The organism is Micromonospora sp. NPDC005299, from assembly GCF_042872345.1.
In the GTDB taxonomy this organism is placed as follows: domain Bacteria; phylum Actinomycetota; class Actinomycetes; order Mycobacteriales; family Micromonosporaceae; genus Micromonospora.
In genome coordinates this window covers 167,853-184,866 of sequence record NZ_JBIAKG010000009.1, presented here as the reverse complement: position 1 = coordinate 184,866, position 17,014 = coordinate 167,853, and the positions used below count along the sequence as shown (strand labels likewise).

Genomic DNA, 17,014 nt, shown 5'->3' with positions numbered 1-17,014 from the left:
CCCTTCGCGCCTGTCACCAGGCGAAACGTTCGTGATGGGTGTGCGCGTCGGGGACCCCCGCCGCACGGGTCGCGGCGCGGGCGGCGTCGACCCAGCCGTCCGGTCCGCAGAGGAAGACGTCGTGGCCGGCGACGCCGGGGGAGAGCCGGCGCAGCGCCTCCGCGTCGGAGATCCCCTCGGCGTAGGCCGGCAGCCAGGACGGGCGCGCCGCCCGGGGGCCGACCAGGTGGTGCACGACCAGCCCGCGCTCCGCGGCGAGCCGGTCCAGCTCCGCCCGGAAGGCCAGGTCGGCGGGGGTACGCGCGCGGTGGAGCAGCACCGCCTGGCCGGGCGCGTACGGCAGCTCCCACAGCAGCGCCAGCAGCGGGGTGATGCCGACCCCGCAGGCCAGCATGGTGATCCCGCCGCCGCGCCAGTGCTCCCCGGTGAGCCGCCCGTACGGTCCCTCGACGAGCACCCGCGTGCCGGGGCGCAGGGCGGCCACCCGGGCGCTGCCGTCGCCCAGGTCCTTGACCGTGATCCGCATCAGGTCGCCGTTCGGCGGCGCGGACAGCGAGTACGGGTGGGCCCGGGACCAGCCGGGGCCGTCCAGGAACCGCCAGAGCAGGAACTGCCCGGCCCGGACGGGCAGCCGGTGCAGGTCGCGCCCGCGCAGCCAGACCGAGGTGATCCCGGGCGCCTCGGGGACCACGGCGGCCACCTCGATCCGGTGCCGCAGCGAGCGCCAGGCGGGCAGCCCCAGCCGCCAGACCAGCACGCTGGCCAGCGCCAGCAGGTAGACGGTCCACCAGTAGGCGCGGGCCAGCGGCGAGGCGAGGAAGTCCGCGCCGGTCCAGAGCTGGTGCGGCAGCGCCAGCGCGACGCCCAGGTACGCGTACAGGTGCAGCAGGTGCCAGGACTCGTAGCGCAGCCGGCGCCGGGCCGCGCGGACCGAGGTCACCACCACGAGCACCAGCAGGGCCAGCGCCGCGGTGGCCAACAGCATCCCCGGGTACGTGACGACCAGGTCCCAGGTCTCGGCGAGCACCCCCCGGCGGGCGGTGCCGGCGTACCCGAGGACGGTCAGCAGCACGTGCGCCAGGAGCAGGTGGAACGAGGTGAAGCCGGTGAGCCGGTGCCAGCGGGCGGTCCGGTCCTGGCCGAAGCGCCGCTCGATCAGCGGCACCCGGGCCATGAGCACCACCTGGACGAGCATCAGGTCGGCGCTGACCAGGCCGGCGAGCCGGCCGAGCGAGGTGAGGCCGGTGGCCACACCGCCCAGCAGCTCCTGCACGCCGCGGTCGGCGGTCCAGAGCGCGGTGACCACGAGCAGGCTGAGCGCCGCGGCGCTGCCGGCCACGTCGGCCCACCAGGCCGGGGCCGCCGGCAGGGTCCGCCGGCCGGCGACGGCGGCGGTCATCGGGGGTTCTTCTCGGTACGGCTGACGTTCATGTCGTCAACCCTGGGGGCCGGAGTTCGGCGGCTCCTTTGTCGATGCTGTGCGCGCGCTGGGAATCCACCGGCCGGCGCTCGACGCGCCGCCGCGTCACACGTTGCATTTTCGTCGGAGGGGAGGTGTACTGTCAGAGCAGTTAGAACGAGTGTTCGATTCAGTCGTACGCTCGTTCCAACGTCCGGGAGCGGTGTTTCGCGGCTCCGGCTCCCGGGAGGTGCGGTTCCGCGGACCGCACCGGGCTCCGGACAGTCGCGAGTCCGGACCCGTCAGGCAGGATCGTCGCCCGCCGCCCACGACCCCCGGGCGGCGGGCGACGGACCCGCCGGTACGCCGGCCGGGTGTGGTGTGGGGAAGCGTCCACACCCGGCCGGCCCCCACCTGGTGCGTCTTCCTCCGCACCGCCCGTTCCGGGCGTCCCGGGCGACGGCTCCCCGTCGCGCAGGCCGCCCCGCCCCGGCCCACGCGGAGGAGAGACCATGTCGACCAGTCCGGCCCAGGCGCCCACGGTGCCCGCGCACGTGCTGCCGCACCGCACCCCCGCCCAGCTGCTCGTGGTGGCCCGCCACGGGCTGGCCGAGGCCGCCCGGACCCGCCCCGACGGCCTCCGGTACGCCGCCGCCCACCTCGCCGCGCTGCGCGCCGCCGCCGCCCTGCTGGCCGCCCGCGCCCGCCCCGCACCCACCCGGCGCAACCGGATCACCAGCGTCTGGGTGCTGCTCGCCGCCGTCGCCCCCGAGCTGGACGAGTGGGCCACCTACTTCGCCGCCGGGGCCAGCAAGCGGGCCGCCGCCGAGGCCGGCATCCCCCGGGTGGTCACCGCCCGGGAGGCCGACGACCTGCTCCGCGCCGCCGAGGAGTTCGTGACCGTGGTGGAGACCGCGCTCGGCCTGGGACACCAACCGGCGCTCGACGGGCTGGACCGGCCACTCCGGCTCGGCGTGTCTGACGCCTCGCCGCGACCCGGAGCAGCCGCCGCCTGAGTCGTGGGGGGGCGCCCCCCCCCCCCCCCCCCCCGGGGGGGGGGGGGGCCCCCGCGGGGGGGGGGGGGGGGGGCCCCCCCCCGGGGGGGGGGGGGGGGGGCGCCCCCCCGCCCCCCGCCCCGGCCCCCCCCCCCCCCGGGGGGGGGCCCCCGCCCCCCCCGGGGGGCCCCGGGGGGGGCGGGCCGCCACTCCCGGCGGCGGCGTGTGCGCCGCCGCCGGGGCCACACGGGCGTCCCGCACCGCACGATCCAAGCACCATCCACGGGCCGGTGCCCGTGGTGAACACACGACGGGGGGTTGGTCCGATGGCGGGCCGCATGGTGGTCGGTTCCGCCGCCCTGGCCGAGCTGGTACGCCCGGCCAGCGCGCCCGACCCGGCGGGCGGCCACCGGGTGCTTCCCGTCCGGCCCGAGCTGACCGGGCTGCTGCCCAACCGCGGGCTGCGGCGCGGCAGCACCATCGCGGTCGGCGTCGGCCAGCCCCGGCGCAGCGGCGCCACCTCCCTGATCCTCGCCCTGCTCGCCGAGGCGTCCCGGGCCGGCTCGTGGTGCGCCGTGGTCGGCGTGCCCACCTTCGGGGCGGGCGCGGCGGCGGAGGCCGGCATCGCCCTGGACCGGCTCGCCCTGGTGCCGAACCCCGGGCCGGAGTGGCCCACCGTCGTCGCCGCGCTCATCGACGGGGTCGACGTGGTGGTCACCGCCGTGCCGACCACGGTCTCCGTCTCGGTCGCCAACCGGCTGGCCGCCCGGGCCCGGCAGCGCGGCAGCGTGCTCGTCCCGTACGGCCGGTGGGACGGCGCGGACGTGACGCTCCAGGTGGTCCGCGGGGTCTGGGAGGGACTCGGGCCCGGCCGGGGCCGGCTGCGCCGCCGGGAGGTGACCGTCTCGGCCCGCGGCCGGGGCGCGGCCGCCCGCCCCAAGGAGATCAAGGTCTGGCTGCCCGGCGACGAGCTGACCCGGGTGATCCCCCGGTCGACCGGCGCTGGCGGTGCCGTCCGCGCCGCCGCGCCCCGGCGGTTCCGCGTGGTGGCCCCGGCCGCTGCCGCCGTCCGGCCGCTCACCGTGGTCGGGTCGGCATGAGCGGTGCGCCGGCGCGGACCCTGCTGCTCTGGTGCCCGGACTGGCCGGTCCTCGCCGCCGAGATCGTCGACGGGGTGCCGGCCACCGACCCGGTCGCGGTGCTGCACGCCAACCGGGTGGTCGCCTGCTCCGAGCGGGCCCGCGCCGAGGGCGTCCGCCGGGGGCTGCGCCGGCGGGAGGCGCAGGGGCGCTGCCCCCAGCTCACCGTCGTCGACCACGATCCCGCCCGGGACGCCCGGGCGTTCGAGCCGGTGGTGGCCGCCGTCGAGGAGGTGGTCGCCGGGGTCGAGGTGATCCGCCCCGGGGCCTGCGCGCTGGCCGCCCGGGGCCCCAGCCGCTACCTCGGCGGCGAGGAGGCGGCGGCCGAGCGGATCGTCGAGCACGTCGCCCAGACCTGCGCCGTGGAGAGCCAGGTCGGCATCGCCGACGGGGTCTTCGCCGCCGGGCTGGCCGCCCGGGACGGGCGGATCGTGCCTCCCGGCGGGACCCCGGAGTTCCTGGCCGGCCTGCCCGTCGAGGCGCTCGGCCGGCCCACCCTGACCGACCTGCTGCGCCGGCTGGGCGTACGCACCCTCGGCGACTTCGCCGCGCTGCCTCCCGGTGACGTGCTGGCCCGGTTCGGCTTCGACGGGACGCTGGCCCACCGGCTCGCCGCCGGCCGGGACCACCGGCCGCTCGCGGTCCGGCAGCCGCCCGCCGACCTGACCGTCACCGCCGACCACGACGAGCCGATCGACCGGGTCGACGCCGCGGCGTTCGCCGCCCGGACGCTGGCCGAGCAACTGCACGAGCGACTCGCCGCGCACGGGCTGGCCTGCACCCGGCTCGGCATCGAGGCGGTCACCGCGCACGGCCAGGAGCTGCACCGGGTCTGGCGGCACGACGGCCTGCTCACCGCCGCGGCCATCGCCGACCGGGTCCGCTGGCAGCTCGACGGCTGGCTGTCCGGCAGCAACGGCCGGGGCGGCGCCCGCCCGGCCCGCCCCACCGCCGGGATCATCCGGCTGCGGCTGGTGCCCGACGGGGTGCTCGCCCAGGCCGGCCTGCAACCCGGCCTGTGGGGGGAGACGGGCGAGGAGCGGGAGCGGGCGCACCGCGCGTTGAGCCGGGTGCAGGGCATCCTGGGCCCCGAGGCGGTGGTCACCGCCGTGCTCGGCGGCGGGCGCTCCCCGGCCGACCAGGTGCGCCTGGTCCCGTGGGGCGACGAGCGCCTGCCCACCCGCCCCGGCCCGCCACCCCTGCCGGCCGCCGCGCCTGCCTCGGCCGCCGAGCCCGGCTCCGCCGCCGGGCCGACGGTGCCGACCGGGCGGGCCACGGCCGGTGCGGTAGTGCGGACTGGCCGCCCGGCCCGGAGCGGTGCGGCGGCGCCGGTGCCGCCGTGGCCGGGGCGGATCCCGCCGCCCGCGCCGGCCGTGGTGCTGCCCACCCCGCTGCTGGCCGCCGTGCACGACGCCACCGGCGAGCCGGTGGTGGTCAGCGCCCGGCTGGCGATCAGCGCCGCGCCGGCCCGGCTGACCGTCGGCGCCGGCCGGCCGGCCGAGATCGTCGGCTGGGCCGGCCCGTGGCCGGTGGACGAGCGGTGGTGGGCGCCGGCCGAGGCCCGCCGCCGGGCCCGGTTCCAGGTCTGCCTGGCCGACGGGGCCGCCCTGCTGCTCGCGGTCGAGAGCGGCCAGTGGCTGGTGGAGGCGATCTATGACTGACCGCCGTGTCTCGGCCGCGGGCCGTGCGTCGGCTGCGGGCCGTGCCCCGGCCATGCGCTGTGCTCTGGTCGCGCGCCGTGTCCCGGCCGCGCGGTACGCCGACGTGCCACGCCGGCTCCTACCCATCAGAGGCTACGAACTTGATGACGTGAACGGATCGCCATCCGCTTCCGCTTCCGCTTCCGCTTCGGCTTCCGCCTCCGTGATTCATCCGCGTCATCAAGTTCGTAGTCAACCAACAGTCACCCACCGGCTGGCGGGGACGGAACCCGATCCGGGAGGAATCCGGCCCCTCCGGAGGCCGGCCAGAACTTCGACGCGAAACCGTCCGGGAGCCGGCCGGTGAGCTTCCACAACCCGAAGATGCCCTGGTCGGAGCTGGAGCAGGTGCTCTCCGGACGACCCGACGGGCGGTCCGGCAAGGGGCGACCCCGGGGCGAGCGGCACCTGCACGTGGTGGACCCGCTCGCGGTCGACGCCGACGGCGGCGACTCCCCGGCGTGGAGCCGCAAGCGGCAGCAGTACGCGCCGCCGGAGCTGCCCCGCCCCGACGACGCGGTGCCCTACGCGGAGCTGCACGCGCACTCCAACTTCAGCTTCCTCGACGGCGCCAGCCACCCCGAGGAGCTGGCCGAGGAGGCCGCCCGGCTGGGGCTCACCGCGCTCGCCGTCACCGACCACGACGGCTTCTACGGCGTGGTGCGCTTCGCCGAGGCGGCCCGCGCGCTGCACCTGCCGACGGTCTTCGGCGCGGAGCTCTCCCTCGGGCTGCCCGGCCCGCAGAACGGCGAGCCGGACCCGCACGGCGCGCACCTGCTGGTGCTGGCCCACGGCCACGAGGGATACGCCCGACTGGCCGCCACCATCGCCCGGGCGCAGCTGCGCGGCGGCGAGAAGGGCCGCCCGGTCTACGGCGAGCTGGCGGAGGTCGCCGCCGAGCTGCGCGACCACGTGCTGGTGCTCACCGGCTGCCGCAAGGGGCACGTGCCCGCCGCGCTGCTCACCGAGGGCGTCGACGCGGCGGCCCGGGAGCTGGACCGGCTCACCGCGCTCTTCGGCGCCGAGACGGTGGCGGTGGAGCTGACCGACCACGGTCACCCGCTCGACGCCGACCGCAACGACGCGCTGGCCGAGCTGGCCGCCGCGGCGGGGCTACCCACGGTGGCCACCAACAACGTGCACTACGCCACCCCGGGGCGGCGCCGGCTGGCCACCACCGTGGCGGCGGTGCGGGCCCGGCGCAGCCTGGACGAGATCGACGGCTGGCTGCCCGCCGCCGCCACCGCCCACCTGCGCAGCGGCGCGGAGATGGCGGCGCGGTTCGCCGCGTACCCGGGGGCGGTGGCCCGGGCCGCCGAGTTCGGCGCGGAACTCGCGTTCGACCTGCAACTTGTCGCGCCGCAGCTGCCGGCGTACCCGGTGCCGCCGGGGCACACCGAGATGAGCTGGCTGCGCCACCTCACCATGGCCGGCGCCCGGGAACGCTACGGCCCGCCCGAGGCGCACCCGGAGGCATACGCGCAGCTGGAGCACGAGCTGCGGATGATCTCCGACCTCGGCTTCCCCGGCTACTTCCTGGTGGTCTACGACATCGTCGCGTTCTGCCGCGAGCAGGACATCTACTGCCAGGGCCGGGGCTCGGCGGCCAACTCGGCGGTGTGCTACGCGCTGCGGATCACCAACGTGGACGCGGTGCGGCACCGGCTGCTCTTCGAGCGCTTCCTCGCCCCCGAGCGGGACGGCCCGCCCGACATCGACGTGGACATCGAATCCGACCGCCGGGAGGAGGTGATCCAGCACGTCTACGCCCGGTACGGCCGGGAGCACACCGCCCAGGTCGCCAACGTCATCTCCTACCGGCCGCGGTCGGCGGTGCGGGACGTGGCCAAGGCGTTCGGCTTCTCGCCCGGGCAGCAGGACGCCTGGAGCAAGCAGATCGACCGCTGGGGCTCGGTCGCGGCGGTCGACGTCGAGGACATCCCCGAGCAGGTGGTGGCGTACGCCAACGAGCTGCAGACCTTCCCCCGGCACCTGGGCATCCACTCCGGCGGCATGGTGATCTGCGACCGGCCGGTGATCGAGGTCTGCCCGGTGGAGTGGGGGCGGATGCCCGGCCGCAGCGTGCTCCAGTGGGACAAGGACGACTGCGCCGCCGTCGGCCTGGTCAAGTTCGACCTGCTCGGCCTCGGCATGCTCTCCGCGCTGCACTACGGCTACGACCTGATCGGAATGAGCCTGGACCTGGGCGACATGACCCTGGACGATCCCGAGGTCTACGACATGCTCTGCCGGGCCGACTCGGTCGGGGTGTTCCAGGTGGAGAGCCGAGCCCAGATGGCCACCCTGCCCCGGCTCAAGCCCCGGGAGTTCTACGACCTGGTGGTGGAGGTGGCGCTGATCCGGCCCGGCCCGATCCAGGGCGGCTCGGTGCACCCGTACATCCGGCGCAAGAACGGCCAGGAGCCGGTGACCTTCGCGCACCCGCTGATGCGCAACGCGCTGGAGAAGACCCTCGGCGTGCCGCTGTTCCAGGAGCAGCTCATGCAGCTCGCCATCGACCTGGCCGGTTTCGACGCGGCCGGGGCGGACCAGCTGCGCCGGGCCATGGGGGCGAAGCGCTCGGTGGAGCGGATGGCGCAGATCGCCGACCGGCTCTACGCCGGGATGGCCGAGCGGGGCATCACGGGCGAGCTGGCCGACGACGTCTACCGCAAGCTCACCGCGTTCGCCAGCTACGGCTTCCCGGAGAGCCACGCCATGAGCTTCGCCTACCTGGTGTACGCCAGCTCCTGGCTGAAGCGCTACCACCCGGGCCCGTTCCTGGCCGCCCTGCTCAACGCCCAGCCGATGGGCTTCTACTCGCCGCAGACCCTGGTCGACGACGCCCGGCGGCACGGCGTCGAGGTCCGCCGGCCGGACATCAACGCCAGCGGCGCCAAGGCGGTCCTGGAGTCCACGCCGGAGACCCGGTGGGGGAGCCAGCCGGGCGAGCCGCCGCACGCCTGGGGGCTGGGCGGTCCGGCGGTCCGGCTGGGGCTGTCGGGCGTGCGTACCCTCGGCGACGAGGTGGCCGAGCGGATCGAGGCGGAGCGGACGGCCCACGGGCCGTACCGGGACATGCCGGACCTGGCCCGCCGGGTCGGGCTGACCGCGGCGCACCTGGAGGCGCTGGCCACCGCGGACGCCTTCGCCTGCTTCGGGCTGACCCGGCGGCAGGCCCTCTGGGCCGCCGGCGCGGCGGCGCAGGACCGGCCGGGCCGGCTGCCCGGCACGGTGACCGGCACGGTCCCGCCCACCCTGCCCGGGATGGAGGCGGTGGATCGCCTGGTCGCCGACGTCTGGGCCACCGGCCTGTCCCCGGAGAGCCATCCGGCCCGGTTCATCCGGGACCGGCTGGACGCGCTGGGCGCGGTGCCGATCGCCCGGCTGGGCCGGGTGGAGCCCGGGCAGCGGATCCGGGTCGGCGGGATCGTCACCCACCGGCAGCGCCCGGCGACCGCCGGCGGGGTCACCTTCCTCAACCTGGAGGACGAGACCGGCATGCTCAATGTCACTTGCTCCCCGGGGCTCTGGCAGCGCTACCGTCGAATCGCCCGCACCAGCGGCGCGCTGGTGGTGCGGGGCCGGTTGCAGCGGCACGAGGGCGTCATCAGCCTCACCGCGGACCGGCTGGATGCGATCGAGCCGCCCGTCACACCGGCGTCCCGGGATTTCCGTTGAGTGGGAGTGATCCACATTACGGTTTCCGGGCTCCGGAGGCGGGAGACTCCCGGCACGGGTGGGCAGAGTGGCCCACCCGGGTATGGGGGATGAACCGATGACCTTTCACAGCACGTACCCCGGTGGCGTGGCGAACGCCCGACGGACCCGGCTGGGCGCCGGCTGGGCGCCCACCCACGAGGTGGAGCCGCGGGAATACCAGGTGACCGACGGGCCGGTGGCCAACGCCCAGCGGTCCCGCGCCGAGGAGGACCCCGCCGGCGGTGGCGAGTCCTGACCGCGGGCCCCGGGGTGACTAGGCTCGGCGGCGTGGACCCGACCCGAACCCTGACCCCCCGCACCGCCGTGATCTGGGCGGTGCTCCGGGCCGAGCTGGACCGGCGGGCCGGCGAGCGGCTCACCGTGCTCGACGTCGGCGGCGGGACCGGCGGCTTCGCCGTCCCGCTCGCCGAGGCCGGCCACCGGGTCACCGTCGTCGACGCCAGCCCCGACGCGCTCGCCGCGCTGACCCGCCGGGCCGCCGAGGCCGGGGTCGCCGAGCGGGTACGCGCCGTGCAGGGCGACGGCGACGCGCTCGCCGGGCTGGTCGAGCCGGCCACCGTCGACCTGGTGCTCTGCCACTCGGTGCTGGAGGTCGTGGACGACCCCGCCCCGGTGGTCGCCGCGCTGGCCGCCGCCCTGCGCCCCGGTGGCGCGGCCAGCGTGCTGGTCGCCGGCCGGGCCGCCGCCGTGCTGGCCCGGGCCATGAACGGCCACCTGGACGTGGCCGCCGCGCTCGCCACCGACCCGGCCGGCACGGCCGGCCCCCGGGACACCCTGCGCCGCCGCTACGACGCCGACGGCGCCACCGCCCTGCTCGCCGCCGCCGGTCTCGCCGTCGAGGAGATCCACGGCGTACGCGTGCTCGCCGACCTGCTCCCGGCCGCCGTGGCGGACGGCCAGCCGGCCGCCCTGGTCGAGCTGGAACGGGCCCTCGCCGCCCGGCCGCCGCACCGGGACCTCGCCGCCCAGCTGCACCTGTTCGCCCGCCGCCCGGCATGACCGGCCCGGCGGTGGGTCCGCTCGACCCGGTCGCGCCCCGCTACGGCGGCGGCAGCCTGGCCGACGTGCTGCCCAGCGCGCTCGCGCTGCTCGGCGTGCCCGGCGCCGCCGACCTGCTCGGCCTGACGCCCCGGCTGGCCGGGGTGCGCCGGATCGCCGTGCTGCTGGTCGACGGGCTCGGCTGGTACCAGATCCCCACCGCCGCCCCGCACGCGCCGACGCTGGCCGGGCTCGCCGCCACGGTCGGCGTCCCGCTCACCGCCGGCTTCCCCTCCACCACCCCGACCAGCCTGGTCAGCCTCGGCACCGGCACCCCGTCCGGCGCGCACGGGGTGCTCGGCTTCAAGGTCCGGGTGCCCGGCACCGACCGGGTGCTCAGCCACATCGAGTGGGCCGGCGACCCGGAGCCGCTGCGCTGGCAGCCCGTCACCACCTGGTACGAACGGGCCCGCGCCGCCGGGGTGGCGGTCACCGTGGTCAGCCGGCCCGAGTACGGCGGCAGCGGCCTCACCCTGGCCGCCAACCGGGGCGGCGACTACCGGGGCGCGGCCGGCGCCGACGCGGTCGCCGAGCGGATGCTCGCCGCCCTGGCGGCCGGTCCCGGGCCCACCCTGGTCTCCGGCTACCACCCCGACCTGGACCGGCACGGGCACCTCAGCGGCGTGGACTCCGCGCCCTGGCGGCTGGCTGCCGCCGAGGTGGACCGGCTGCTCGCCCGGCTGGTCGACGGGCTGCCGCCGGACGCCGCCCTGCTGGTCACCGCCGACCACGGGCAGCTCGACGTGCCCGACGAGCACCGGATCGACCTGGACACCGACCCCCGGCTGCGGGCCGGCGTCCGGGTGGTGGCCGGGGAGCCCCGGGTCCGCTACCTGCACGTCGAGCCGGGCGCCACGGCCGACGTGGTGGCCGCCTGGTCGGCGGTCCTGGACAGCGCCGCCCGGGTGCTGACCCGGGCGGAGGCGGTGGCCACCGGCTGGTTCGGCCCGGTGCCGGAGGCCCACCTGGGCCGGATCGGCGACGTGGTGGTGGTCTGCCGCGGCACGTACGCGGTGGTCGCCACCCGCTCGGAGAAGCCGATCGAGTCCCGGCTGGTCGCGTACCACGGCGCGGACACCGCGGCCGAGATGACGATTCCGCTGCTGGTGGTCCGCGGCTGACCCGCTCCGGGCGGGAGTGTCGGACCGGGCGGCTAACCTGCGGGGATGGGCCGCAGCCAGTCGTTGCCCCGGGGCGGGGATCCGCGCTTCGGGCCGGACGCCGACGACACCGGCTGCCCGATCCTGCACGTCGACATGGACGCCTTCTTCGCCTCGGTGGAGGTGCGCCGCCGCCCCGAGCTGCGCGGCCGCCCGGTGGTGGTGGGCGGGATCGGGCCGCGCGGGGTGGTCAGCTCGGCCAGCTACGAGGCCCGCCGCTTCGGTGTCCGCAGCGCCATGCCCACCGCCCGGGCCCGGGCGCTCTGCCCGCAGGCGGTCTACCTGCCGCCGGACTTCACCGCCTACTCGGCCGCGTCCCGGGCGGTGATGCGGATCTTCCGCGACGTCACCCCGCTGGTCGAGCCGCTCTCGCTGGACGAGGCGTTCCTCGACGTGGCCGGCGCCCGGCGGCTCTTCGGCACCCCCACCGAGATCGCCCGGCTGATTCGCCGCCGGGTGGCCGAGGAGCAGCAGCTGACCTGCTCGGTCGGGGTGGCGCCGAGCAAGTTCGTGGCCAAGCTCGGCTCCACCCGGGCCAAGCCGGACGGCCTGCTCGTGGTGCCCGCCGCCCGGGTGCTGGAGTTCCTGCACCCGCTGCCGGTGGCCGCCCTGTGGGGGGTGGGGGAGCGCTCCGCCGAGGCGCTGCACCGGCTCGGCCTGCGCACCGTGCGCGACCTGGCCGAGGCGTCGCCGGGCCTGCTCCGCCGGGCGGTGGGCGAGGCGTCCGCCGGCCACCTGCACGAGCTGGCCTGGGGGCGGGACCCGCGCCGGGTCTCCCCGGAGCACGTGGAGAAGTCGATCGGCGCGGAGGTCACGTTCGACACCGACGTCACTGACCCGGTGGAGATCCGCCGCGCGCTGCTCGCCCTCGCCGAGAAGGCCGGCGCCCGGCTGCGCGCGGCGGGCCAGGTCGGGCGCACCGTGTCGCTGAAGGTCCGGTTGGCCGACTTCCGCACGGTGAGCCGCTCCCGCACGCTCGGCGTGCCCACCGACACCGCCCGGGAGATGTTCGACACGGCGTGGGCGCTCTGGACGGCCCTCGCCCCCGGCGAGCCGGTCCGCCTGGTCGGCGTCCGGATGGAGGGGCTGGCCGCGGCGGAGGAGACGCCGCAGCAGCTCACCCTGGGCGCGCCGGAGCGCGGCTGGCGGGAGGCGGAGGCGGCGGCCGACGCGGCGGCCGCCCGATTCGGGCGGTCCGTCATAGGTCCGGCCAGTCTTCTCGGGAAGCGTGATCCCCGGCGAGTCGAAAAACAGACCCGGCCGTAGGTCGTCCCGCTTTCCGACGCGCGAGCCCCCTCGTAGACTTGCGGGTAAGCAGCCGGTTGGCTGCCACGGTCTGTCGGCCCGTCCGGGCCGACCAACGTGACCGGGGAGGAGTGCCGTGCCGCTCTCGGAGCACGAGCAGCGGCTGTTCGAGCAGATCGAGCGGTCGCTTGCCGAGGACCCCAAGTTCGCCTCGGCCGTGCGCGCCAGCGACCCGCGTTTCCATGCGCGGCGTCGCGTGCTCGTCGCTGCCGGCGTGGTCATCGCTGGTCTGGCCCTGTTGATCTACGGTGCCGTGATCAAGACGCCCCCGCTGGCCGTGGCGGGCTTTGTCGTCATGCTGGCCTCGTTGGGCTACGCGGTGCAGTCGCACCGCCGATCCCAGTCGCCCGACCTGCACGTGGTCGGCGGCACGACGAGCCGTCGTCGTCCCCGTGGCCGCAGCGGCCGCCGGGGCTCCTTCCTCGACCGGATGGAGGACCGCTGGCGGCAGCGCCCGGAGGGCCACCGCTGAGCATGTCCCGCTCCTGAGGGGGCGGGTCCTCGCAACGGTGGATCGCCGGCAGCGCGCCCGGCGAGCGCGGTCGCTTCCGCGCGCCCTGATGCCCCTGGCACTGGTTTCCCCGCGCGATCTGATCCCCGGCACGCCCCGATCCCCGCGCACTCCGATCACCGGCAGGCCCTGCTCCCCGCGCACTCTGATCACCGCACGCCCTGATCACCGCACGCCCTGATTCCGGCGCATCCGCTGGGTTGCCCGAGGCGACCCGGTCCGGCCCGCCGGCGGGGGAGCGCCGGCGGGCCGGACCGGGTCAGCGGGCCGGTCGGCCCGCCAGGAGACGACGCGGGTTCCAGCGCAGCAGCCGCTGGCGCACCTGCCCGGTCGTGGTGACCAGTCGGGTCGAGCGTTCGGCCAGGGCGGTCCGCCAGCGCAGCAGCACCGACGGCGGCAGCAGGGCCGCCAGCAGCCGGGTACGCCGGTCCGCCCGCGCCGCGAGGGCGCCGCGCACCGACCGCAGGGCCGGATGCAACTCCTCGCCGGTCAGCGGGTCACGGGCGTAGCGGGCCCGCTCCTCGGCCCGGCCCAGCAGCCGGACCCCCGTCACGGCACCGGCGTCCTCGACCAGCGCCTCCCGGGCCAACCGCTCGGCGGTCGTCCGGGGGGTCTCCGTCAGGTCCACCCGGATGTGGAAGTCGACCAACGTGTCGAGCAGCTCGTCCCAGGCGGCATGCGCGTCCCCGCGGGCCGCGTCGGCGTCCACGCCGACCACGATCTCGCGCGCCTCGCCCCGCTGCCCGGGCACGGCGGCCAGGGTGGTGGCCGCGGGCACGGCCGCCCGGGCGCGCCGACGCCGGCGCAGCGCGGAGCGACGCAGGGCCGGCACCGCGAGCAGCACCAGCAGGGCGAGCGCCCCGGCCACCCACCACGGCCAGACCGGGCTCTGCCGGGTCGGACCGCTGTCGCCGACAGCCAGGCCCTGGTCGGCGTCCTTGTCGAGCCGATCCGGGTCGTCCGCGCCGGCCGACGGGCCGACGCCCTCGGGGGCGGCGGTGCTCCCCGGCACCGGCGTGACGTCCTCCGGGGCGTCGGTGTCCGGAGCCCAGGCCGAGCGGACCGATCCCTGGACGCTCGCCGCCGGGGTGGCGTCGAAGGGCACCCAGCCGATCCCGCCGAAGTAGACCTCGGTCCAGGCGTGCAGGTTCTTGTTGGTCAGCGCGTACGTGCCGTCGCCGGCGTTGCTGCCGTTGCTGAAGCCGAACGCCACCCGGGCCGGGATGCCGGCCGACCGGACCAGCCAGGCCATCGCCGCGGCGTACTGCTGGCAGAAGCCCACCTTGGTGGCGAGGAAGTCGGTGATGTCCTCCCCGCTGCTGCCGCTCCGGGTGGACAGCGAGTAGGTGAACCCGTTCTCCACCGAGAAGTAGTCGTAGATCGCCCGGACCTTGTCGTAGTCGTTCGTGCGGCCCTTGACCAGCTGGTCGACGAGCCGGTCGACCGCGCGGACCGCCGGCGTGACGGTCTGCTGCGCCAGCACCGGGTCGTCGGCGGGCAGGGACGGCGCCGCGCGCAGCGCCGTCGGGCTGAACGTCGAGCGGACGTAGTCGAACGAGTAGCGCTTGCCCCGGGAGTTGTCCCGGTTGGAGAAGACGATCTGGAGATTGGTGTCGTAGAGCCAGTTGCCGCTCAGGTCCTCGGTCTTCACCGGCTCCGAGTAGACCGGCAGCAGCGGCATGTTGAGGTTCTTGGTCACCTCGACGCTGGCCCGGTAGCGCTGCTGCGTCACGCCCCGGCCGCCGCGCTCCGTCGGATCCGGCAGGTTCCGGTTGGCCGGCCGCCCGCTGGGCACCCGCACCCGGAAGCCGTCCGGCCGCAGCTCGTCGGCCACCCCGAAGCGCAGGTAGAACGGGGCCGGCTCGTTGGTGGTCACCTTGACGAGCTCGGTCACCTCCGTCTGGTTGAGCTGGCCGCTGAGCGCGGCGAAGAGGTCGATCCGGCCGGGGCTGCCGCCCTGGCCCGGCCGCCCGTTGCCGGTGCCGGTGCCGTTGCCGACGGCGCTCATGAGCCCGCCGGTCATCCCGGGCACGGCCAGCGGCAGGGCCACCGCCAGGACCACGCCGACCACGGCCAGCCGGCGGCCCGCCGCCGCCAGCGGCGACGCCTCCCAGACGTCGACGTCGCGCCCCTCGCCGGTGAACCGGCGGCCGAACCGGCGTACGCGGTCGACGTTGTCGGTGACCAGCAGCCACAGGTAGCCGCAGGCGCCCACCACGAACGGGGTGGCGGGGACGCTGTCCACGTAGACCGCCACCGGCACCGAGTAGATGGCCAGCATGGGCAGCCCGGCCAGCGCCGGCCGGCGCAGCCCCACGGTGAGCACGTCGACCACCACGGCCACCGCGCCGATGCCGAGCACGGCGAGGAAGAGCAGCGAGTCCACGTCCGGCACCTGCACGCCGTAGGAGCGCATGTCCGACAGCGAGGCGCTCAGCAGGTCACCGAAGTGGGCGAAGGTGGCCGGGGTGGGCACGAACGCGAAGAACTCGGTGCCACCCGGGAAGACCCAGGTCAGGGCGAGCGTGAGACCGGCCAGCATGGCCAGCACCTGGCCCCACAGCGGCGCCCGGACCAGCCGGCTCAGCGCGGCCGCGCCGGCCACCACGGCGACCACGATGGCCGCCTGGATGAGCCAGGTCCAGCGCTCGAAGATCGCCGACAGCGGGGCCGCCGCCAGCAGGGTCGCCGCCGCGGCGACGAAGCCGAGGTTGCGGTGCGCGGTCACGGGTCCACCCTTCCGGTCATCGCACGCCTCCGGCCACCGTCTCGGCCAGCGCCGCCCGCAGCGCGAAGCCCTGCGACCCGCGGCCCGCCTGCGGCCAGAGCACCGGCAGCCGGCTGCCGTGCTCCACCCCGATGACCCGCCAGCCACTCTTCAACAGGGCGAGCGCGGCGGCGCCGTGCGCGTGCTCCGCCTCGGCCCGGGCCTTCGGTGGCAGGTTCAGCCACGTGTTGCTGTCCAGCAGGAAGGCCACGCAGGTGGCGCCGTTGCCGCGCAGTCCGGCCAGCAGTTCGGCCTCGGGGGTGCTCAGCGTGCCGAGGAGCGCGATGATCAGGCCGCCGTCGGACCGCTGCCGGACCTGCTGCACGAGCGTGGTCAGCTCGCCGCGCTTGTCCAGATGCACCTCGGCGAGGTGGTCGAGGAGCAGGCCGTCGCCGCCGGCCTCGGTGGCGTCCACGTCCGCGCCGGAGCCGGTGACCAGGCGCAGCTTGTAGCCGGCCTGGCGCAGGTGCACGGCGATGCTGGCGGCCGTCGAGACCGCCCACTCGAAGCTCGCGGTGGGCCCCTCGCCCCGGTGCCCGGCGGCGCGGGTGTCCAGCACCACGGTCGCCCGGCTCTCCCAGGGCTGCTCCTCCCGGCGCACCATCAGCTCGCCGGTGCGGGCCGTCGACTTCCAGTGCACCCGGCGCAGGTCGTCACCCATCCGGTACTCCCGGGTGGCCGCGTCGTCCTCGCCGTGCACCGCCACCGAGCGGGCCCGGCTGTCGCCGCTGCCCGCGTACTCGCCCGGGAGGCGGGCCGGAGGCAGCGGGATGACCTGCGGGATCACCGTGAGGTGGTCGGTGCTGGGGAAGGCGCGGCTCAGCTCGCAGAGCCCGAACGGGTCGGTCAGCCGGATCACCAGCGGCCCGACCTCGTAGCGGCCGCGCACGTCGGCCCGGACCGTGTACGCCACCGAGCTGGCCTGGTGGGCGCCGAGGCGCTCCAGCACCACCCGCGGGCGGCTGCCCAGCGCGTAGGGCAGCCGGTCCTCCAGCAGCAGGGTGCCGGTGGGCAGCCGGGACAGGTTCTGCAGCCGCAGCACCACCCGGGAGTTGGCCCCGACCGGCACCCGGTGCGGCTCCAGCGACCGGTTGCAGGCGAGCTTGTAGCGGCTGCGCCCGACATAGGCCGCCGCGAGCAGCGGCAGGATGGCGAGCAGGACGGCCACCCGGAGCAGGTCCTTCTCGCCCAGGATGGCGGCGGAGATCGCGGCGGCCACTGCGGCCGCCAGGAAGGAACGGCCGCGGGTGGTCAGCCCTCGCAGCCCGTCGCGCACC

General features: G+C 76.6%; 12 protein-coding genes. 9 read left to right on the top strand and 3 right to left on the bottom strand.

Annotated features, from left to right (window positions below):
• Nucleotides 1-13: 13 nt before the first annotated feature.
• The gene (locus ACFYPD_RS24590; protein ID WP_387117793.1) at nt 14-1,399 is read right to left on the bottom strand and encodes a ferric reductase-like transmembrane domain-containing protein; all 1,386 of its coding nucleotides are present in this window, start codon (nt 1,397-1,399) and stop codon (nt 14-16) included.
• Nucleotides 1,400-1,911: 512 nt separating this feature from the next.
• On the opposite strand from ACFYPD_RS24590, the gene ACFYPD_RS24585 reads away from it, so the two are divergent.
• The 9 genes from ACFYPD_RS24585 (at nt 1,912) to ACFYPD_RS24545 (ending at nt 12,931) form a co-directional block, all read left to right on the top strand.
• Nucleotides 1,912-2,415 (top strand): SAV_6107 family HEPN domain-containing protein, encoded by a 504-nt coding sequence (locus ACFYPD_RS24585; RefSeq protein WP_387117790.1) that lies wholly within the window; start codon nt 1,912-1,914, stop codon nt 2,413-2,415.
• A gap of 305 nt (nt 2,416-2,720) precedes the next feature.
• On the top strand, nt 2,721-3,494 hold the full coding sequence (locus ACFYPD_RS24580) for a hypothetical protein (RefSeq protein WP_387117787.1): 774 nt from the start codon (nt 2,721-2,723) through the stop codon (nt 3,492-3,494).
• The gene (locus tag ACFYPD_RS24575; RefSeq protein WP_387117784.1) at nt 3,491-5,194 is read left to right on the top strand and encodes a DNA polymerase Y family protein; all 1,704 of its coding nucleotides are present in this window, start codon (nt 3,491-3,493) and stop codon (nt 5,192-5,194) included. Before ACFYPD_RS24580 ends, ACFYPD_RS24575 begins: the two co-directional genes overlap by 4 nt.
• Before the next feature lie 342 nt (nt 5,195-5,536).
• Nucleotides 5,537-8,914, top strand: coding sequence for an error-prone DNA polymerase (locus tag ACFYPD_RS24570; RefSeq protein WP_387117782.1), 3,378 nt, complete (start codon nt 5,537-5,539; stop codon nt 8,912-8,914).
• Between the two features lie 97 nt (nt 8,915-9,011).
• Nucleotides 9,012-9,191, top strand: a complete 180-nt coding sequence (locus tag ACFYPD_RS24565) for a hypothetical protein (RefSeq protein ID WP_091268414.1) — start codon at nt 9,012-9,014, stop codon at nt 9,189-9,191.
• A gap of 14 nt (nt 9,192-9,205) precedes the next feature.
• The gene (locus ACFYPD_RS24560) at nt 9,206-9,955 is read left to right on the top strand and encodes a methyltransferase domain-containing protein (RefSeq protein ID WP_387117779.1); all 750 of its coding nucleotides are present in this window, start codon (nt 9,206-9,208) and stop codon (nt 9,953-9,955) included.
• Nucleotides 9,952-11,115 (top strand): alkaline phosphatase family protein, encoded by a 1,164-nt coding sequence (locus tag ACFYPD_RS24555; RefSeq protein ID WP_387117776.1) that lies wholly within the window; start codon nt 9,952-9,954, stop codon nt 11,113-11,115. The genes ACFYPD_RS24560 and ACFYPD_RS24555 overlap by 4 nt, the downstream gene beginning before the upstream one ends.
• A 45-nt stretch (nt 11,116-11,160) precedes the next feature.
• Nucleotides 11,161-12,420 (top strand): DNA polymerase IV, encoded by a 1,260-nt coding sequence (locus tag ACFYPD_RS24550; protein ID WP_387117773.1) that lies wholly within the window; start codon nt 11,161-11,163, stop codon nt 12,418-12,420.
• A 115-nt stretch (nt 12,421-12,535) separates the two neighbouring features.
• Nucleotides 12,536-12,931 (top strand): DUF3040 domain-containing protein, encoded by a 396-nt coding sequence (locus ACFYPD_RS24545; RefSeq protein WP_091268111.1) that lies wholly within the window; start codon nt 12,536-12,538, stop codon nt 12,929-12,931.
• A 298-nt stretch (nt 12,932-13,229) separates the two neighbouring features.
• Here ACFYPD_RS24545 and ACFYPD_RS24540 read toward each other — a convergent pair whose 3' ends face one another.
• On the bottom strand, nt 13,230-15,698 hold the full coding sequence (locus ACFYPD_RS24540; RefSeq protein WP_387117770.1) for a DUF3488 and DUF4129 domain-containing transglutaminase family protein: 2,469 nt from the start codon (nt 15,696-15,698) through the stop codon (nt 13,230-13,232).
• A 16-nt stretch (nt 15,699-15,714) separates the two neighbouring features.
• The gene (locus ACFYPD_RS24535) at nt 15,715-17,013 is read right to left on the bottom strand and encodes a DUF58 domain-containing protein (RefSeq protein WP_387117767.1); all 1,299 of its coding nucleotides are present in this window, start codon (nt 17,011-17,013) and stop codon (nt 15,715-15,717) included.
• Nucleotide 17,014 lies beyond the last annotated feature (1 nt).

Coding starts and splice junctions, on each gene's coding strand:
- ACFYPD_RS24590 (WP_387117793.1), bottom strand. CDS start 1,399: ATGACCGCCGCCGTCGCCGGCCGGCGGACCCTGCCGGCGGCCCCGGCC.
- ACFYPD_RS24580 (WP_387117787.1), top strand. CDS start 2,721: ATGGCGGGCCGCATGGTGGTCGGTTCCGCCGCCCTGGCCGAGCTGGTA.
- ACFYPD_RS24575 (WP_387117784.1), top strand. CDS start 3,491: ATGAGCGGTGCGCCGGCGCGGACCCTGCTGCTCTGGTGCCCGGACTGG.
- ACFYPD_RS24555 (WP_387117776.1), top strand. CDS start 9,952: ATGACCGGCCCGGCGGTGGGTCCGCTCGACCCGGTCGCGCCCCGCTAC.
- ACFYPD_RS24550 (WP_387117773.1), top strand. CDS start 11,161: ATGGGCCGCAGCCAGTCGTTGCCCCGGGGCGGGGATCCGCGCTTCGGG.
- ACFYPD_RS24585 (WP_387117790.1), top strand. CDS start 1,912: ATGTCGACCAGTCCGGCCCAGGCGCCCACGGTGCCCGCGCACGTGCTG.
- ACFYPD_RS24565 (WP_091268414.1), top strand. CDS start 9,012: ATGACCTTTCACAGCACGTACCCCGGTGGCGTGGCGAACGCCCGACGG.